We start from the raw sequence: 17,477 nt of genomic DNA, 5'->3' as shown, positions 1-17,477 counted from the left end.
AAAATATAAACCTATAAAATCTAATTTTGTTGTGTGATTTTATATTGGCTTGATGATATTGTTGTTGTGCAGGCGCTATGAAAACCGTTCAAAGAATCAGAGGACAATGTTCTTTAAACCTGATAGGAGTGAAAATACTTTTTGATGTCGGTCTTCGATAGGCTCAGACTGACATTCACAAAAAGATTGTAACGAATAGCGGGACTAACACTGAAAATGAAATACAGGTTTTGCTTTTCAAAAAAGGCATCATCAGGTTGTTTTCTTATGATAATACCATGCCCAGACAATAAACAACAGCTGAAAAGGCAACCTCACCCATGCTATAAACGGCGTTACCAGTATTTTACCCAATATAAAAGGTGCCTTTTGGATCATGTAGATGTGCGCAGGTATAAAGGCAATTAACATCAGGATAATCAGCACAGCGGCAAGCTTTCTTGTCTTCTTAATCAATAATAAAATCCCAAAAGCGATTTCTAATACTCCGGAAAAATAAATTAAAATCCATGTGCAGGCAACCATTTTGGCATAATGCCGTAATAGACTGTAGTGGATAAAAAATGGTTACATCCTGCCAGAACGTAGAAAAGGGCATAAACCCAGAGAAAAAATTTATAAATTGGTCTGTTTATCATGATCGATATATGGTTTAATCTTAGAAGGTTGTTATTTAAAACCGTTCTAAATTGATGTAAATTACAGGTTAATGACAGTCACATGCCTTCACCATGTTACTTTTGTATCCCGATAATAGTTAATAACGGAAGCACTTGGAATATTTAAAAGTAATAGCTTTTACGCATCACCACATCGACCTGAAATCTTTAGGGAAATTAGTTATTTGTGATCAGAGTTTAGATAGCAGGTTGAAGAATGTTCAGGCAGAACTTCCCGTTAGTGAAATTTTCTATATCGGAACCTGTAACCGCGTGGAGTTTGTTTTTCTTACCAAAGAGAAGACCGACAAGGAATTTGTAACCAGGTTTCTTACTGTTTTAGACATGGGATTGCCTCCTGAATTTATGGAGCGTTTCCTGGATAATGTTACGGTATACGAAAACGAAGAAGCTTTTAACCATTTGCTCAGAACATCATGTTCTTTAGAGAGTTTGGTAGTTGGCGAAAAGGAAATCCTTGCACAAATCCGTAAAGCTTACGAAAACTGCCGTGATGCTGGTTTTACCGGCGATTACATGCGGATGATTATGGATCGTGTGGTTAAAACTGCAAAAGAAGTTTACACGCATACCAATATTTCGAAAAATCCGGTTTCTGTTGTTTCATTGGCTTACCGTAAACTAAAAGAGTTGAATATGTGTGGCAACTCGCGGATCTTAATTATTGGCGCGGGCGAAACCAATCAGAATATAACAAAATACCTCAACAAACATAAATACTCCAATTTTTCAATTTTCAACCGTACGCTTTCTAAGGCCGAATCTTTAGCAGGAGAGCTGGGTGGTAAGGCTTATCCTTTGGCAGCGCTTGAAGATTTTAATGAAGGATTTGATGTGATTATTACCTGTACCGGTTCAACGGAGGCGATTATTAATGAAGCGTTGTACGCTAAGCTGTTAAATGGTGATCAGGGCAAAAAGGTAATTGTAGATTTAGCCATTCCAAATGATGTTACACCTGCAGTAATCCATAACAATCCTGTACATTATATTGAGGTCGAGTCGCTGAAAGAGGTGGCGCGTAAAAATATCCAGGAACGTTACAACGAACTGGTGCATGCCGAAGAAATTATCAGCAATAACATTACCGATTTTTTCTCTGTTTTAAAACAACGCCGTATTGAACTTGCGATGCAAGAGGTGCCAAGAAAAATTAAAGAAATCAAAAACACGGCTATAAATGGCGTATTTGCAGATGAAATTGGTCAGATGGATGAAGCCTCGCGCGAAGTTTTAGAACGTGTAATGAACTACATGGAGAAAAAATACATCAGCGTTCCGATGGTTATGGCTAAAGAAATTTTGGTTAACCAATCTTAAGGTTTAACCGCAAAGATCGCTAAGTTTAGGCGCAAAGAACACCAAGTTTAATTTTCCTTTTTTCTGTCATTCTGAACGCAGTGAAGAATCTTTTATTTCTTGAAAGGAATTTATTAATACCAATTGTAATTTGGAGTCTTACACTCGCTTACCTTCATCCTGAACCTGTTTCAGTATCTTTTTTCATACTTCTGAGCTTAAATGGCCTTACATTTCTTATATGGTTCAATTCTATAAAGCTCATGATAATTAATTCGGATCCTGTTTCTGTTGAGTTTAAAAACAATGCCTATGGGTTACAGATTCTTCGCTGTGCTCAGAATGACAAACCGATTGTATAATGTCACAGAAATCCTTTAAATTATCTCTTCTGTAACCTCACTGTCTCATTTTTAAACAATTCATGGTATAAACCACTAATTAAATTAAATTTGCAACTCATTTAACCTTTATAGTGAAGAAATTAACCATTGGAACACGCGGTAGCGACCTGGCTTTATGGCAGGCAAATCATATAAAAAATGAATTGTCTGTAATTGGAATAGAAGCAGAAATAAAAATCATTAAAACTCAGGGCGACAAAATCCTGAATTTAAGATTAGATAAACTGGAGGGCAAAGGCTTTTTTACCAAAGAATTGGAAGAAGAGCTTTTGGGTGGAACAATTGATCTGGCTGTACATTGCCTAAAAGATTTACCCACTACACATCCCGAAGGATTAATTATCGCTGCTTTACCACCAAGAGAGGAAGCAAGCGAATATCTTTTGATTTTAAAAGATTGCGTAGATGTTTCGCAGAAGCTTTCGCTAAAAAAAGGCGCAATGGTGGGCACTTCATCTAACCGCCGCAAAGCGCAGTTATTGGGCTTACGTCCTGATTTAGAGGTTGAGGATCTCCGTGGAAATGTACCTACCCGTATCCAAAAACTCCGTGACGAGGATTACGATGCCATTTTAATTGCAAAAGCTGGTGTTAAGCGCTTAAATCTTGATGTGAGTGATTTACATGTAGAAGAATTGGAAACCACAGAGTTTATTCCAGCTCCTGCACAAGGCGCATTGGCTATTCAGATCAGGGAAAACGATACTGAACTTTTTGATGCACTGCAAAAATTGCATGATCCGGAGACCGCGGAAACGGTAACTGTAGAACGTAAGGTTTTAAATCTTTTTGAAGGTGGCTGCCACATGCCTTTAGGCTGTTATTGCAGAAAGGAAAATGGAAAATTCGAAATTTGGACTTCAAAAGCCGAAACCGCTGATCATTTTCCTGAGCGTTTGTTTTTGCGTGCAGAAAGTACCGAAGGTTTAGCAGAAAAAATTGTAAGCAAATTTAATGCAGAAAGAAAGAAGCCAGCAAAGGTTTTCATTTCACGGGAAATCGGCGAGCACAGTTATTTCCGTAGGGCATTAGAAAATAATAATATTGAAATAGAAGGACGTTCATTAATTCGGACGTTCCCGATAGTAACTGTTTTAGATCAGTTTATCTTGAAGCATGTAGACTGGGTTTTCTTCAGTAGCCGCAACAGCGTTGAATATTTTTTCAACTTAAAACCGGTACTGCCAAAGAAAACAAAGTTTGGTGTGGTGGGAAGAGGTTCAGAAGATGCTTTACGTAAATTTAATCATGTTGCTGATTTTGTTGGTGAAAGTGGCGATATTACTGAAGTAGCTGAAGATTTTGCAAAATTGGTTAGCGGTCAGCAAATATTGTTTCCAAGAGCACAGGATTCTTTGCAGTCTATTCAGAAATCATTACCAGCTGATGCTAAAATAATCGATCTGCCGATTTACGAAACGGTAATCGAAGAAGATATCGATCAGAGTTATGCTGATGTGCTCATTTTTACCAGCCCTTCAAATGTTGATGCATATTTTGCTGATAATTTATTGGAGCCAGAGCAACAGGTAATTGCTATTGGAAACTCTACAGGTAAGAAGTTTGATGAAATGGGCGTGAAATATACTTTGCCATACTCGCCTGATGAAATTGGATTGGCTGAAGCGGTTTTTGGAATAGAAGTAAGGTAGAGGGTAGGGATGTTTAGGGTTAAATGTTTCCTGCCTTGATACTTGATACTTAAATCTTAATACTAAATGTAAAATCCAAAAACCTGTGTAATCACTCCGAAGGAAAAAATTTAAAGATATTCAGGTCTTGATACTCGATACTAAAATCTCGATACTTCAAATCCTGATACTAAATACTTGATAAAAAAAAATGTTAAATCGTCCGCGAAGATTACGGAAAAATCCGTTAGTGAGAGAGATGGTAGCCGAAACAAGGTTATCGAAAGATATGTTTGTGTACCCTTATTTCGTTGTGCCGGGCAATAATGTTATCCATGCCATTGATGCAATGCCAGGTGTAAACCATTATTCGGTTGATACTTTGATAAAAGATGTTGAAGTTGGAATAAAAAAAGGGCTCAACAAAATTATGTTGTTTGGCGTTGGCGACGAAAAATCTGAAGATGCAAAATCGGCTTATCATGATCATTCTTTAGTGCCAACGGCGGTGCGCGAGTTGAAAAAACAATTCGGTGATGATTTATATGTCATTACCGATGTTTGCGTTTGTTCTTATACCAGTCACGGCCATTGTGGTATTTTAGAAAACGACTATGTTCAAAATGATAAAACAGTTGAGGTAATCGCTAAAATGGCTTTAACGCATGCCGAAGCTGGTGCTGATATGTTTGCGCCATCGGATATGATGGATGGCCGGATTAAAGCTATGCGTAATCTTCTAGATGAAAACGGTTTTGTAAATGCGGCCATCATGAGTCATGCTACAAAATTTGCTTCAGCATACTATGGCCCGTTTAGGGAGGCTGCAGATTGCGCACCAAGTAAAGGCGATAGAAAAACTTATCAGATGGACTTCAGAAACCCGCTGGAAGCTTTAAAGGAAGCGCAGCTGGATGAACAGGAAGGCGCTGATGTGTTAATGGTGAAACCAGGATTAGCTTATTTGGATATCATCCAAAGGTTAAAACAAGACACCAATTTACCCATTGCTGTTTACAATGTATCCGGCGAATACTCCATGGTAAAAGCAGCTGCGGAACGCGGTTGGATAGACGAACAAAAAGTGGTAATGGAAACCATGCATGCCTTTGCCCGTGCAGGTGCAAGCATTATTACCACTTACCACATTAAAGATATTTTAAATAACAACTGGCTTTAAAAAGGTGAAAGGTAAAGGGTTTAAGGTGTAGGGTTTCCTTGCCATTCCTTATCTACACCACGTTAAAAAAACATAGGTAAATGTAATATTTCGGTTCTCTGGCATATGCTATTAACCTTAAGCCTTTTGCCTTCAACCTTAAAAAGATGTTAGATTCATTAAAGAAAATGTTTTCAGGCAACGAAGCCGATATTCCGGTAAATACAGGGAGTAAACCTGATATTTCTAGAGTAAAATCCGCGGAACTGTACGAAAAATCAAAAACGTATTTCCCTGGTGGGGTAAACTCTCCGGTAAGGGCTTTTAAATCTGTTTATGGTACGCCACTTTTTATCGAGAAAGGTGACGGCTGCTTTATCTGGGATGCCGACGGTAATCAATTTATCGATTTCTGTGGTAGCTGGGGTCCACTAATTTTAGGCCATAACAATCCTAAAATCCGCGAAAAAGTTACCGAGGTGATGCAGAATGGAATGAGCTTTGGTGCGCCAACGGCTTTAGAAAATGAATTGGCTGAGCTGATTATTAAAAACAACCGTTTTGTTGAGAAAATCCGTTTCACAAGTTCAGGTACCGAAGCGGTAATGTCGGCCATACGTTTAGCAAGGGGTTTTACCAGTCGGGATAAGATTTTAAAGTTTGAAGGTTGTTACCATGGTCATAGCGATTCGCTTTTAGTTAAAGCAGGTTCAGGTCTGGTTACTTTTGGAGAAACTTCCTCAGCAGGTGTACCAAAATCTTTTGCTGAAGAAACCATTGTGGTGCCTTTAAATGATAAAACAGCTATCGAACAAGCTTTTGCGCAGTTTAAAGATCAGATTGCTGCGGTAATTATTGAAGGAATTCCGGCAAACAACGGTTTAATTATGCAGGATGAAGAATATATTCATTTCTTGCGTAAAATTTGTACCGATAACGGTTCTCTTTTAATTTTTGATGAAGTAATTACAGGATTCAGGGTAGGTTTTGAAGGAGCAGCAGCACATTATGGTGTTACGCCTGATATTGTTACTTATGGCAAAATCATTGGTGGTGGATTACCAGTTGGGATGTATGGTGCACGCGCTGAAATTATGGCGCATATTTCTCCTGATGGCGGTGTATACCAGGCAGGAACGTTATCTGGAAATCCTGTGGCTATGGCAGCTGGAATTGCAACTTTAACAGAATTAAATAAATCGGGTTTTTACAAAGACCTGAATAACAAGGCACAAGAATTTGTAGCCAGTATTCAGCGGTTTGCCACAGCACGTAACTATAAATTTAAAGTATTTACCATTGGCTCTATCTTCTGGTTTGCTTTTACCGATAAGGATAAAATCCAATCGGCTGATGACATCGATGCTGGAAGCATGGAGAAATTCAAAGTGATGCACCGTGAATTATTGAATAGAGGGATTTATTTAGGTCCATCGGGATATGAAGTTGGTTTCGTATCTTCAGCACATACAAAGATTGAATTGGAGAAAGCTAAACGTGCTATTTTTGAAGCATTAGATTTGGTGTTTAAAAAATAAGTTTTATTCGAAAGATCATCATTGCGAGAAACGAAGCAATCTTAATGCGCACGCTAGTAGCGACAGTTGTAAGATTGCTTCGTCGGCTGAAAAAGCCTTCTCGCAATGACGAACAAGAAAAATAATCTGTGTAATCAACCCGAAGGAAAAACTGATAAATGAAGAAATCTATAATTATATTTTACGCTTTATTGCTTTATGCGATGATTCAGCTCATTTCGTGGGGAACATTGGTGGTGCGTTTGCAACCCAGTCGCATGACGATGATTATGGGTGAAGGATCGGTATTTGTATTTTTGCTTTGTATTGGTGGCTATTTTCTTCATCAATCCTTAAAACGTGAAGATAAATTAAGAGAACAGCAACAGAACTTTTTAATGTCGATCACTCATGAGTTAAAATCTCCTTTAGCGGCAATCAAACTTTCTATTCAAACTATTGTTAAACGGGATTTGGATAAAGCACGTCAAATCTCCTTATTAAATAATTCGTTAAAAGATATTGAGCGTTTGGACGATCTGGTTGAAAATATGCTTTTGGCTACCAAGATTGAAAATCGTTCGTATACCTTTCCGAAAGAGGAATTTAATTTTTCAGAACTGGTTTATAAAATTACAGATCGACTTCAGGTTCACTCTTGTGGCAACGAACAATTAATAAGTGCTCAAATTCAGCCAAATTTGCAGATAATGGGTGACAAATTTGCCTTATCGTCAGTTGTAACGAATTTAATTGAGAACGCAGTTAAGTATTCAAGTCCATGTGATGAGATAAATGTGCATTTAAACGAAGTAGATGGACATATTCACTTAAGTGTTATAGATAAAGGGCCTGGTATTTCAGATGCCGAAAAAATGTTGATATTTGATAAGTTTTACCGCGTTGGTAACGAGAATGTCAGAAAAGCGAAAGGAACAGGTTTAGGCTTGTTTATTGTGAAAGAGGTTTTACAATACCATGATGCAGATATTATAGTAAAAGACAATTTGCCTCAAGGAAGTATTTTTGAAGTAACATTTAGTTAATCTCAATTATGTCACAAAAATTAAGAATTCTATTGGTAGAAGACGAGGACCACTTGTTAGATGCTATCAAATTAAACCTCGAACTTGAGGGTTATAAAGTTCACGCCGTTAAAGATGGCAAAACCGCTCTTAAAATTTTTAAAGAAGAACGCTTCAATCTAATTATTTTAGATGTTATGTTGCCTGAAATGGATGGTTTCCAGGTTTGCGAAACAATCCGTTTAGAGAATGCAGAAGTTCCGATTATGTTTTTAACAGCTAAAAACACTTCAGAAGACCGTGTTTTAGGTTTGAAAAAAGGAGCTGACGATTATTTGGTTAAACCATTTAACTTAGAAGAATTAATTCTTCGTGTGGGTATTTTGGTTAAACGCAGTTTAAAATCTGACGATTTAAAAGAATTGAATTCTTACAAAATTGGTGATAAAACGATCTATTTTAACTCTTTCGAATTGAAACATGATGATGGTACCATCACACCGTTAACCAAAAAGGAAACGATGTTGCTGAAACTGTTGATCGAGCGTAAAAACGATGCCGTTTCGAGAGAGCAAATTTTAGAAACCGTTTGGAATTATGATGTTTATCCATCAACCAGAACGATTGATAATTTCATCTTAACGTTCCGTAAGTATTTCGAACCAGATCAAAAAAATCCAGTTTATTTCCACTCTATTCGTGGTGTAGGCTATAAGTTCACTGATAGTCATTAATGTACAATAATAAAGGCAGATATGCTTTAATGGCAGTTTTTGTGCTGGCTGCGTTGGTTTGTATTTTTTACAATCAATACCAGTTAGCCGCTGTTTCAGGCCTTTTATTTGCTTTTGTTGTTTGGAGCCATTTTAAGCATAGTTCAGTTTTGATGGCATCGAAACATTTCAAAAATAACGAATTCGGTAAAACCAAAGCCTTATTGGCAGAGGTGGTTAGGCCAGAGCGCTTAGCTAAAAATCGAAGGGGTTATTACGAATTTATGCAAGGCAATATGGCTTTGAAGGAAGAAGACTACGATAAGGCTGAATATCACTTTCAGTTGGCGAGTCGTTTTCCGGTGGGCGGAAAAAACGAGAAATCGTATGTGCTGATCCATTTGGCTAATCTCGCTTTGCGGAAGAAAGACAGAGAAAGGGCCGAAGCTTATACTAAACTGGCTAAGGAACTTGCCGAATCGCAACGATCAAAAGATATTATCGTTAAGATTGAAAAAGAAATAAGCAAAATATAATAGGACTATTGTCGTTTTGAATAAACGAAGCACCAGTTTTTGATAAAAAGGTACTTCGTTTTTTTTTTATTTAATACCTTTGCCCAATTAAATTTTAAGCCATTCGTCATCCTGAATTCAGTATGACGCGTAGTGCGATACCAGATACAAATCATGAAGAATAACTTATTTTTAGACGCAGCATTTTCAAAACAAACAGAACGCCCACCAGTGTGGATGATGCGTCAGGCAGGCCGTTTTATGCCACAATATTGGGAAATTAAAAACAAATACTCTTTTTTAGAAATGTGTAAGACTCCCGAAATTGCAGCCGACGTGACTATGTTACCTGTTGATTTATTGGGAATTGATGCCGCGATTTTATTCTGTGATATTCTGGTAACCGGAGAGGCCATGGGAGGCGATTTAAGTTTCACGCAAGGTGTTGGTCCAAAGTTTGCAAACCCTGTACGTAACGCGCAGGATATCGAAAATCTAAATGTTGATTGTTTAGATGAGTTACAATATGTAGCTGATGCCATTAAAGTGATTCAACAACGTTTGGATGGAAATATTCCTTTAATTGGTTTTGCTGGTGCACCATTTACGGTAATGAGTTATTTAATTGAAGGCGGTTCATCTAAAGATTTTAAATTAACCAAGTTATTTATACACAACCAACCAGAACTGGCGCATAAACTTTTGGCTAAAATTGCTAAAGTAACAGCCGATTATCTTAACCTTCAAATTGCTGCCGGCGTTAATGCAGTGCAGATTTTCGATAGTTGGGCGCTTGCTTTATCATGGAATGATTATCAGGAGTTTTCTCACCGTTATATCCAGGAAATTATTGCCAACTTGAATAGGAAAGATATTCCGGTAATTTCTTTTTGTAAAGGAAGTTCGGTTTTTGCACCAATTATGGCAGAAGCCAAACCAGATGTGATTTCGGTTGACTGGAATGCAGATTTATTGAACATTAAAAATGCTTTGCCAGCTGGTATTGCTGTTCAGGGAAATTTAGATCCACATATTTTATACGCAGATAAAGCAGTAATTAAAGCACAAATCCACAAGTTATTCGAACGCATGCGCGGTACTGAAGGATTTATCTTCAATTTAGGTCATGGTATTATGCCAGATATTCCTTTCGATAATGTGAAGTATGCCATTGAGGTGGTAAAGGAGTTTAGGTATTAACCCCTAAATCTCCTAAAGGGGACTTTGAACAGCGAACCCGAATTGTTATATTTGGATATATAGGGCTACTTATTCTAAAATTTTTCTAATGAAGAAGATAGAAGTTATAGATATGTTGAAAGAGATGCCAGATGAATTTTCGGCAGATGAATTGATTGAGCGGATACTGTTGCTTCAAGAAGATGATTCTGGATTACAAAAGATTTCTGAAGAGCAGGCTGCACAGAAATTATAACTCTTTTATATTAAATGATAGAAACCCTACTGCCATTTTACCAGTATTTTAAAGCTGTACACATTGTGTTTGTAATTAGCTGGATGGCTGGTTTATTTTATATTTTAAGTCTTTTTATTTACCACACAGAAGCAAACGATAAACCTGAGCCTGAAAAAAGTATCCTCCAAAAACAGTTTGTTAAAATGGAAGCTACTTTATGGAAGATTATTGCTACCCCGGCAATGATTATTTCTGTTCTGGCAGGGGCAGCAATGTTAACGTTAAATCCAGACCTGCTTGATGCCGATTGGATGTGGGTAAAGCTAGGTTTTGTAGTTGGCTTACTCATTTATCATTTCATTTGTCAAAACATCGTTAAACAGCTTAAAAACGATCAGTACAAACTAACTAGCTTTCAGTTGAGGTTGTGGCGTGAACTGGCTACCATTTTTATGATTGCCATTGTATTTGTTGTGATTCTTAAAAGCGCCATTAACTGGATTTACGGTTTAGTTGGCATAATGGGCGTAGCGATGGCCATCATGATTGCAGTTAAACTGTATAAAAACTATCGTAAGAAGCGTGGCGAATAATCATTTTACCACAAAGTCACTAGGCCACCAAGAATATGTTTGTAAATAAAGGCTTTTAAAAAAAAACTTTGTGTTCTTTGTGCCTTGGTTGTCAACCAGCTAGCAATTTTGTTTCCTTTTCGTAAACTTCATTAACTCTTCATTTAAATAAACCAAAAACTATTCTAAATTTGGACGATAAAATCCAAGCGCATGTTTACAACCCCGGACCTGAAAAAGTCCTTACTACTGATAACTTTTCTTTTTAGTTCTTATTTTGCCTCGGCACAGTTTAATCAATCGGCTTTCGAAAACAGAATCCGCCCCGATAGCAGCTTAACCAATGAGGTTCACTTCAATTTCTACAATTTAAACTACGTCCGTAATTACGAGTATACCAACGATTTTCATGATGGTTATACCCTTTACGGAACACAGTTGCAACCTCAAATTGTTTATTACGCACATCCTAATCTGGCGATTACCGCCGGTGCTTTTATCAGAAAAGATTTCGGGCGGAACGGAATTTCTGATGCCAAACCATTGTTTAGCGTAAAATACCATAAGCGTAACCTTACCTTAATTTTTGGTAGTTTAGAAGGTAACATTCAGCATAAATATATTGAACCTTTATACGATTTCGAAAGAACTTTAACTACGCCGATTGAATATGGAACGCAGTTATTGGTAGAACGCAAGAAATTTACTTTAGATGCCTGGATTGCCTGGCAAAAAATGATTTATAAGGGTGATCCGGCGAAAGAAGAGATTATTGGTGGTTTATCAACCGAAAGTTTCTTAATCAAAAATGAAGACTGGAAATTGAGTATTCCTGCACAGTTTTTAGCTTTCCACCAGGGCGGGCAAATTGATGTGTTAAAAGAAATCCCGATTACGACAATGTTTAATGGCGCAACGGGTATAAAGTTGCATAAAGCTATTAATTCCAACATTAAACAGGTATATACCGATAACTATATCGCCGTTTACAAAGATTTTTCTCCTGACAAAAGAAGGGCTTACCAAGGTGGTTTTGGTTTATGGCTAAATGCTGGTGTAGAAAGTAAGTGGGGCAGTTTGGTGGCCTCTTACTGGAAGGGCAATAATTTTATTTCGATTAAAGGTATGCCACTTTATGAATCGGTATCAGATAACCTGTACAGTCCGGGCTTGAGACAAAGTTCAAGAAACATTGTTTCATTGCGTTATGCGTATCAAAAAGAGTTAATTCCACATTTATACCTTGATGTACGTTTCGAACCGCATATAGATTTAGACAATACTGATAAACAACTTCAGTTTAACCACTCCTTCTTTTTGACCTATAAACAGGATTTCAAATTGTTTAAGGTGAAGAAGGCTGAGAGGTAAAAGGTGTAAGGTTTAGGGCAGCTAAGCTCATATCATTTCAAACCCCGAGGTATATAAACCTGCGGGGTTTATTGTTTTAAGCCCTGTCCCATGTTCCTAAACCCGATAGCAGCGAAAAACACGAAGGTGAGGAACGAACCGAGGGTTTGAAGCGAATAGCGGGACTGCTGCTCCCGATGGAATGCTGTATGTTCATTTTCAAATAAAAAATCTATATCTTTCTTAAAAATTATTTAAAACATAACTATCTGATAATCAGTAGATATATTTCTGAATTTAACTTTATTTAACTTTTTTTCTCCCCTCATGCAACCATTGTTTGTAATCAGCCATCTTCTATATACAAACACACAATGAAATTGACGCGAAGCTATACGATAAACGATTTGATGGAAGGCTGCAAAGCTGGCGACCGGAAGATGCAAGAGCTGCTTTATAAGCAAACTGCATCTAAGATGTTGGCCGTTTGTATGCGCTACGCCAAAGATAAGATGGAGGCAGAAGATGTGCTGCAGATGGGGTACATTAAAATTTTTCAGAAAATAAAAGAGTATAGGGGTGATGGTTCTTTTGAAGGCTGGATTAGAAGGGTTATGGTGAATACTGCGATTGAAAGTTACCGTAAAAATTTACGCAGCTTAAATGTTGTAGAAATAGATGAAGCTTACGAACAACCATCAACCGGATTTGATTTTGGCACTTTAGGAATGCAGGATTTGATGAAGGTAATACAAAAATTAGCTGATGGTTACCGCATGGTTTTTAATATGTACGTAATTGAAGGTTATTCGCACAAAGAAATTGGAGAAACGCTTGGGATCTCTGAAGGCGCGAGTAAATCGCAACTGTCGAGAGCAAGGGCAATATTAAAAGAAGAAATTATAAAAATGGAGGGATTTGGTTATGCAACCTATACGGGATAAGGATTTTGATCAGTTATTTAAGGATGCTTTTGCTGATGCGGAAGTTGCACCTTCGAGAGATTTATGGAGCAATATAGAAAGTGAAATAATACCTAAGAAAAAAAGAATCATACCAATTTATTGGTTATCAGCTGCAGCGGTTTTGCTTATCGCCACAATTGGGGTTTTGCTTTATCAACAGCAGAATAATACGAATGAGGGTAAACAATTAGCCAATAATACAATTGAAAAGCCTAAGCCAGCAGTGGAAACACCAGTTGTAAAAGATCAGCCACCTGTAGTAGTTGAACCGGTTAAAGATGTTGCACCAATTTTACCCGTTGAGGCTAAACAAGCAAGAGCTATTGCCAAAACTAAGGTGAAACAAGATAAACCTGCTTTAAAGCAACCGCGGATAATTACGGCCCCTGAAATGCAAAAGCAAGAAACCATTGTTGCTAAAGTTGAAGAGCCTAAAAAAGATATTAGAACGAAAATCGAAGAGGCGATTCTGCAACCTAAAGAAGAAACTGTAATAGTTGCTAACTCTACAGCCATTAAAACGGATGATCCTGTTAACGAAAACGAACAGAGCAATAAAGGTATCCGCAACGTTGGCGATGTAGTAAACCTGATTGTTAACAAAATGGATAAAAGAAAAGATAAGCTAATTCAGTTCCGCACGGATGATGATGATTCTTCTTTGTCATCAATCAATATTGGTCCATTTAAAATAGGCAAACGGAATAAGAAGTAAACAGTTTGCGATTTACAATTAACAGTTCAACAGTTAACATTTAAACTTAAATCTTTAAACATTATACTTAAATCATTTATTCATTCTCTCATTCAATCCATCAATAATTCACTCATTAAAATAAAAAACACACAGATATGAAACGTCTAATATTTACAACACTTTTGGTAAGCGGGCTTGCCGGTGTTATGGCTCCAGGTGCTTTTGCACAACAAGACAGTACCAAAAAGAAAATGGATTATAGTGAAGGTCATGGTATTATGATTACTACAAAATCAGCAGATTCAGCAAAAAAAGGCCGTTTCGTGGGTGGAATTACTTTTACCAGGGTTGATTGGGGGTTCTCCAGGTTAATAGATAATGGAAGTTTTAATTTATCTCCTAATAATGATTTTTTAGATTACAAAGGTGGTAAAACCAGTACATTCTCTTTTGATGTTTTACAGTTTGGCTACCGTTTTAATTCTAATTTTAAAGTTTATGTAGCGGGAGGCTTTGACTGGACTTTAATCCGTTTAAGAAAAGATATTACGATTGCTAAAAACGCTAACGAGTTTGCTTATACCGATCAATCACCAGTACATTTCTCTAAAAACCGTTTCTCCAGCAGTTATGTACATATTCCATTAAACTTCGAATTCCGTACCAGCGAAAACAAAAACGGCAAAAGATTTTACTTGGTGTTGGGTCCTGAGGTTAGCTTTTTGCTAAATGGAAAAATTAAACAGATAAGCGAAGAACGTGGTAAAGAAAAACAATATGATAGCTACCACTTTCAATCGGTTCGTTACGGAGGTACAGTTAGATTTGGTTACGGAGGTATAGGATTATTTACTAAATATTACTTTAACGACATGTTTACTACCGCTGAACAAGCTGGCTTAAAGAATATGAGTTTCGGGGTTACTTTCGGACTAAACTAACCCCTAAATCCCCTAAAGGGGACTTAATGCACAAATAAAACAGATCCTGTTTCGGTTAGGCGAGACAGGATTTTTTGTTATAACGTTTCAGCAGGGTTATTCTCATCTATCAAAGACTTAAAGCAATTCTCCATAAATTCATCTAAACTTATTCCTCTCTCTTCCGCATAAATTTTAGCCTGCTCTATAACAGCATCATCAAGAATTAGTGTGATTTTAGCTTTCATGTCTTTGTATTTAGTTGATTTAAAGATAAATACCATTTTTGTGAATTTCTAAATAAAATATTAACAATTATACAAGTTGTAACCTTATACCCTCTGCCTCAAAACCCTCCACCTTTTTCTTATCTTTACCACGTGAGCAATACCATAATCAGCGTTAAAAATTTAACCAAGCAATACCAGTCAGAACAGGCCGGGGGAATCAAAAATGTAAGTTTTGACATTAAAAGAGGTGATGTGGTTGCCATTATCGGCGAGAGCGGTAGCGGAAAATCAACCTTATTAAAATCCATTTACGGATTGCTTAAAACCGATGAGGGTGAAATCTTTTTTGAAGATCAAAAGGTTAAAGGACCGGATGAACAACTTATCCCAGGCCACAAGCAGATGAAAATGGTGACGCAGGATTTTTCGCTGAATATTTATGCGAAAGTTTACGATAATATTGCCTCACAGCTATCGAATACCGATCTGAAAACCAAGGCCGAAAAAACACTTCAGATCATGGAGCACCTTCGGATTTTACCGTTGCAAAATAAAAAAATCATCGAGTTAAGTGGTGGGGAGCAACAGCGTGTGGCCATAGCAAAAGCCATGGTTGCCGATACGCAGATTTTACTTTTAGACGAACCGTTTAGCCAGGTTGATGCTTTACTTAAAAACCAACTTAGGGCAGATATTAAGCGTGTTGCTGCGGAAACTGGCGTAACTGTTATTCTTGTCTCTCACGACCCTGCTGATGGTTTATTTCTTGCCGACCAATTACTGATTTTGCGAAACGGTGAACTTTTGCAAACTGGTAAGCCTATAGATATTTATCAAAATCCAAAACACATTTACACTGCTCAGATTTTAGGTAATGCAGTTGTTTTGTCTCGTGGGGATGCAGAGAAAATAGGCTTAAAAACTTTTGCAGGAAATGTAGTTTTTTATCCGGAATGGGCAGAAATCAGCAATAATTGGAGCAGCAGACGTTTTGAAGTAAAAGATGTTTACTATAAAGGTTTTTACGACGAATTGCTGTTAGAAAGAAATGGCGTTAGTGTTCGGGCCTTACAGTTGAACAGGGGAGAGCATAAAAAAAACGACCACGTTCAATTGAATATTAATCGTTTCTTAGAATTTTAACTGTAATTATAATTTTAATGGTTTTTTGTAAAAGTTATAATTATAACTTTTCTAATTAGAAATATGGCATAAAAAAAAAACGACCACGTTCAGGGGAACATTAGTCGTTTTTTAAAATTTAATTATTTTTTTTCTACGTCACATTTTCTGCGGCAACCAGAACAACTTTTATACGAATTGTATTTGTTGGGGGTGGTCCGTAAGAATAAACCCGGATTGAACCTGTATATATATCATAATCATAACTTTGTGCCTGATTAGGAATTTGAAAATAACCAGTAGCAGTAGTTCCGTCTGTTGCAATATAAACCAAAACACCTTCATCTTGAACATTGATATTATCAATTTCATTAGCGACTAAATCAACATAATAAGTGTTTGTTGTTCCTGCTAACAACCTCCAACTATTACCCGGTTTATCAAATATAATCGTTCGGTTCGGAGTAGTTTGATTAATAATTGGATCTTTTTTGCAAGATGCCAGACCTAGTGTGACAATGCAAAGCATTAGGATAGTAAATTTTTTCATGTTGATTAGTATTTATTTGTGTGTGATATCGGTATTACAAATCTGTTGCCAAAAAAATAGAATTGGAGATTTATGGATTAATTATTGTGCAACAGATTAAATACACAAATGTTATTACCCTATTTTTTTAAAATATGAAGCTCTTTTTTCGCCTCTTACCCTGGTTAATTTTAATCGTTGCAGGATACTTATTTATCTCCAAAAAGTTTAGTATCAACACCTCTGTAGAGAGCAAACATCAGCTTCTGGTAGAGAAAATTGAGGCCATTGGCAAATTAGAGCTGGTAAGGTATCAGATCAGCGACGTTTTGGAGCACAAAAATAAAACAGATTTTTTACCCGAAGCCAGTGTTTTATTGATCGTTAAAGCCGAAGCAGTAGGCTGTATCGACTTAACAAAAATTACCCACGAAGATATTGAGATTGATGCGGACACTGCTGTAGTAAATTTACCACAGCCCGAAATTTGTTATGTAAAAATCGACCATAAAAACTCCCGTGTTTACGATACGAAGATGGCTTTCTTCCGGGAGGCCAGTTTAGTAGACGAAGCGTATAAAGCAGCCGAAAGACAAGTAACTGCCGAAGTTAAAAAATCGAGTATTTTAGCACAGACAAAAACCAATGCGACAACCGTGCTTAAGCCAATTATTGAAGGATTGGGTTATAAAAATGTGAGGTTTACTTTTGAGTAAGGTTTAAGGTGTAAGG

The 17,477-nt window shown here is 37.0% G+C and carries 18 protein-coding genes; 16 read left to right on the top strand and 2 right to left on the bottom strand.

What is annotated here, in order from left to right:
- The first annotated feature begins 773 nt into the window (after positions 1-773).
- From hemA to KYH19_RS15315, 14 genes are all read left to right on the top strand, one after another.
- On the top strand, positions 774-2,000 hold the full coding sequence (gene hemA / locus KYH19_RS15380) for a glutamyl-tRNA reductase (protein WP_219075757.1): 1,227 nt from the start codon (positions 774-776) through the stop codon (positions 1,998-2,000).
- Between the two features lie 454 nt (positions 2,001-2,454).
- Positions 2,455-4,035, top strand: coding sequence for a hydroxymethylbilane synthase (gene hemC, locus KYH19_RS15375; protein WP_219075756.1), 1,581 nt, complete (start codon positions 2,455-2,457; stop codon positions 4,033-4,035).
- Between the two features lie 190 nt (positions 4,036-4,225).
- Positions 4,226-5,194 carry a porphobilinogen synthase gene (gene hemB / locus KYH19_RS15370; protein WP_219075755.1) on the top strand — a complete coding sequence of 323 codons (969 nt, stop codon included), beginning with the start codon at positions 4,226-4,228 and terminating at the stop codon, positions 5,192-5,194.
- Between the two features lie 146 nt (positions 5,195-5,340).
- Positions 5,341-6,711: a glutamate-1-semialdehyde 2,1-aminomutase gene (gene hemL, locus KYH19_RS15365; protein ID WP_219075754.1), complete on the top strand. Its 1,371-nt coding sequence runs from the start codon at positions 5,341-5,343 to the stop codon at positions 6,709-6,711.
- 158 nt (positions 6,712-6,869) lie between these two features.
- Entirely contained in the window at positions 6,870-7,736 is an 867-nt protein-coding gene (locus KYH19_RS15360) for a sensor histidine kinase KdpD (protein WP_219075753.1), read from the top strand.
- A gap of 8 nt (positions 7,737-7,744) precedes the next feature.
- A complete protein-coding gene (locus KYH19_RS15355; protein WP_025146905.1) occupies positions 7,745-8,449 on the top strand; it encodes a response regulator transcription factor in 705 nt (234 codons plus the stop codon).
- Positions 8,449-8,964 carry a hypothetical protein gene (locus tag KYH19_RS15350; protein WP_219075752.1) on the top strand — a complete coding sequence of 172 codons (516 nt, stop codon included), beginning with the start codon at positions 8,449-8,451 and terminating at the stop codon, positions 8,962-8,964. Before KYH19_RS15355 ends, KYH19_RS15350 begins: the two co-directional genes overlap by 1 nt.
- A gap of 153 nt (positions 8,965-9,117) precedes the next feature.
- Complete coding sequence (gene hemE / locus KYH19_RS15345; RefSeq protein WP_219075751.1) at positions 9,118-10,143, top strand: uroporphyrinogen decarboxylase; 1,026 nt, start codon at positions 9,118-9,120, stop codon at positions 10,141-10,143.
- 88 nt (positions 10,144-10,231) lie between these two features.
- Positions 10,232-10,378 carry a hypothetical protein gene (locus KYH19_RS15340; RefSeq protein WP_165902760.1) on the top strand — a complete coding sequence of 49 codons (147 nt, stop codon included), beginning with the start codon at positions 10,232-10,234 and terminating at the stop codon, positions 10,376-10,378.
- A 14-nt stretch (positions 10,379-10,392) separates the two neighbouring features.
- A complete protein-coding gene (locus KYH19_RS15335; RefSeq protein WP_219075750.1) occupies positions 10,393-10,953 on the top strand; it encodes a CopD family protein in 561 nt (186 codons plus the stop codon).
- Positions 10,954-11,145: 192 nt separating this feature from the next.
- Positions 11,146-12,303, top strand: a complete 1,158-nt coding sequence (locus KYH19_RS15330) for a hypothetical protein (RefSeq protein ID WP_219075749.1) — start codon at positions 11,146-11,148, stop codon at positions 12,301-12,303.
- A gap of 353 nt (positions 12,304-12,656) precedes the next feature.
- Positions 12,657-13,226, top strand: coding sequence for an RNA polymerase sigma factor (locus KYH19_RS15325; RefSeq protein WP_121283711.1), 570 nt, complete (start codon positions 12,657-12,659; stop codon positions 13,224-13,226).
- Positions 13,207-13,962: a hypothetical protein gene (locus tag KYH19_RS15320; RefSeq protein ID WP_219075748.1), complete on the top strand. Its 756-nt coding sequence runs from the start codon at positions 13,207-13,209 to the stop codon at positions 13,960-13,962. The genes KYH19_RS15325 and KYH19_RS15320 overlap by 20 nt, the downstream gene beginning before the upstream one ends.
- Positions 13,963-14,099: 137 nt before the next feature.
- Complete coding sequence (locus KYH19_RS15315; RefSeq protein WP_219075747.1) at positions 14,100-14,885, top strand: outer membrane beta-barrel protein; 786 nt, start codon at positions 14,100-14,102, stop codon at positions 14,883-14,885.
- Between the two features lie 77 nt (positions 14,886-14,962).
- Here KYH19_RS15315 and KYH19_RS15310 read toward each other — a convergent pair whose 3' ends face one another.
- Positions 14,963-15,112: a DUF6364 family protein gene (locus KYH19_RS15310; RefSeq protein ID WP_219075746.1), complete on the bottom strand. Its 150-nt coding sequence runs from the start codon at positions 15,110-15,112 to the stop codon at positions 14,963-14,965.
- A 132-nt stretch (positions 15,113-15,244) separates the two neighbouring features.
- On the opposite strand from KYH19_RS15310, the gene KYH19_RS15305 reads away from it, so the two are divergent.
- Positions 15,245-16,237: an ABC transporter ATP-binding protein gene (locus tag KYH19_RS15305; protein ID WP_219075745.1), complete on the top strand. Its 993-nt coding sequence runs from the start codon at positions 15,245-15,247 to the stop codon at positions 16,235-16,237.
- A gap of 133 nt (positions 16,238-16,370) precedes the next feature.
- Here the strand turns inward: KYH19_RS15305 and KYH19_RS15300 are convergent, their stop codons facing one another.
- Positions 16,371-16,766 (bottom strand): hypothetical protein, encoded by a 396-nt coding sequence (locus KYH19_RS15300; RefSeq protein WP_132403697.1) that lies wholly within the window; start codon positions 16,764-16,766, stop codon positions 16,371-16,373.
- Positions 16,767-16,900: 134 nt separating this feature from the next.
- Here KYH19_RS15300 and KYH19_RS15295 point away from each other — a divergent pair, with 134 nt between their 5' ends.
- Complete coding sequence (locus KYH19_RS15295; protein WP_219075744.1) at positions 16,901-17,461, top strand: DUF4230 domain-containing protein; 561 nt, start codon at positions 16,901-16,903, stop codon at positions 17,459-17,461.
- Positions 17,462-17,477 lie beyond the last annotated feature (16 nt).

Source organism: Pedobacter sp. D749, assembly GCF_019317285.1.
GTDB lineage: Bacteria > Bacteroidota > Bacteroidia > Sphingobacteriales > Sphingobacteriaceae > Pedobacter.
The sequence above is the reverse complement of the archived record's forward strand: the minus strand, read 5'-3'. Positions and strand labels throughout refer to the sequence as shown.

Bases quoted from the DNA above. Each gene is read 5' to 3' on its own strand.
- hemB (WP_219075755.1), top strand. From the start codon at position 4,226: ATGTTAAATCGTCCGCGAAGATTACGGAAAAATCCGTTAGTGAGAGAG.
- hemL (WP_219075754.1), top strand. From the start codon at position 5,341: ATGTTAGATTCATTAAAGAAAATGTTTTCAGGCAACGAAGCCGATATT.
- KYH19_RS15360 (WP_219075753.1), top strand. From the start codon at position 6,870: ATGAAGAAATCTATAATTATATTTTACGCTTTATTGCTTTATGCGATG.
- KYH19_RS15355 (WP_025146905.1), top strand. From the start codon at position 7,745: ATGTCACAAAAATTAAGAATTCTATTGGTAGAAGACGAGGACCACTTG.
- KYH19_RS15350 (WP_219075752.1), top strand. From the start codon at position 8,449: ATGTACAATAATAAAGGCAGATATGCTTTAATGGCAGTTTTTGTGCTG.
- hemE (WP_219075751.1), top strand. From the start codon at position 9,118: ATGAAGAATAACTTATTTTTAGACGCAGCATTTTCAAAACAAACAGAA.
- KYH19_RS15340 (WP_165902760.1), top strand. From the start codon at position 10,232: ATGAAGAAGATAGAAGTTATAGATATGTTGAAAGAGATGCCAGATGAA.
- KYH19_RS15335 (WP_219075750.1), top strand. From the start codon at position 10,393: ATGATAGAAACCCTACTGCCATTTTACCAGTATTTTAAAGCTGTACAC.
- KYH19_RS15330 (WP_219075749.1), top strand. From the start codon at position 11,146: ATGTTTACAACCCCGGACCTGAAAAAGTCCTTACTACTGATAACTTTT.
- KYH19_RS15325 (WP_121283711.1), top strand. From the start codon at position 12,657: ATGAAATTGACGCGAAGCTATACGATAAACGATTTGATGGAAGGCTGC.
- KYH19_RS15320 (WP_219075748.1), top strand. From the start codon at position 13,207: ATGCAACCTATACGGGATAAGGATTTTGATCAGTTATTTAAGGATGCT.
- KYH19_RS15315 (WP_219075747.1), top strand. From the start codon at position 14,100: ATGAAACGTCTAATATTTACAACACTTTTGGTAAGCGGGCTTGCCGGT.
- KYH19_RS15310 (WP_219075746.1), bottom strand. From the start codon at position 15,112: ATGAAAGCTAAAATCACACTAATTCTTGATGATGCTGTTATAGAGCAG.
- KYH19_RS15300 (WP_132403697.1), bottom strand. From the start codon at position 16,766: ATGAAAAAATTTACTATCCTAATGCTTTGCATTGTCACACTAGGTCTG.
- KYH19_RS15295 (WP_219075744.1), top strand. From the start codon at position 16,901: ATGAAGCTCTTTTTTCGCCTCTTACCCTGGTTAATTTTAATCGTTGCA.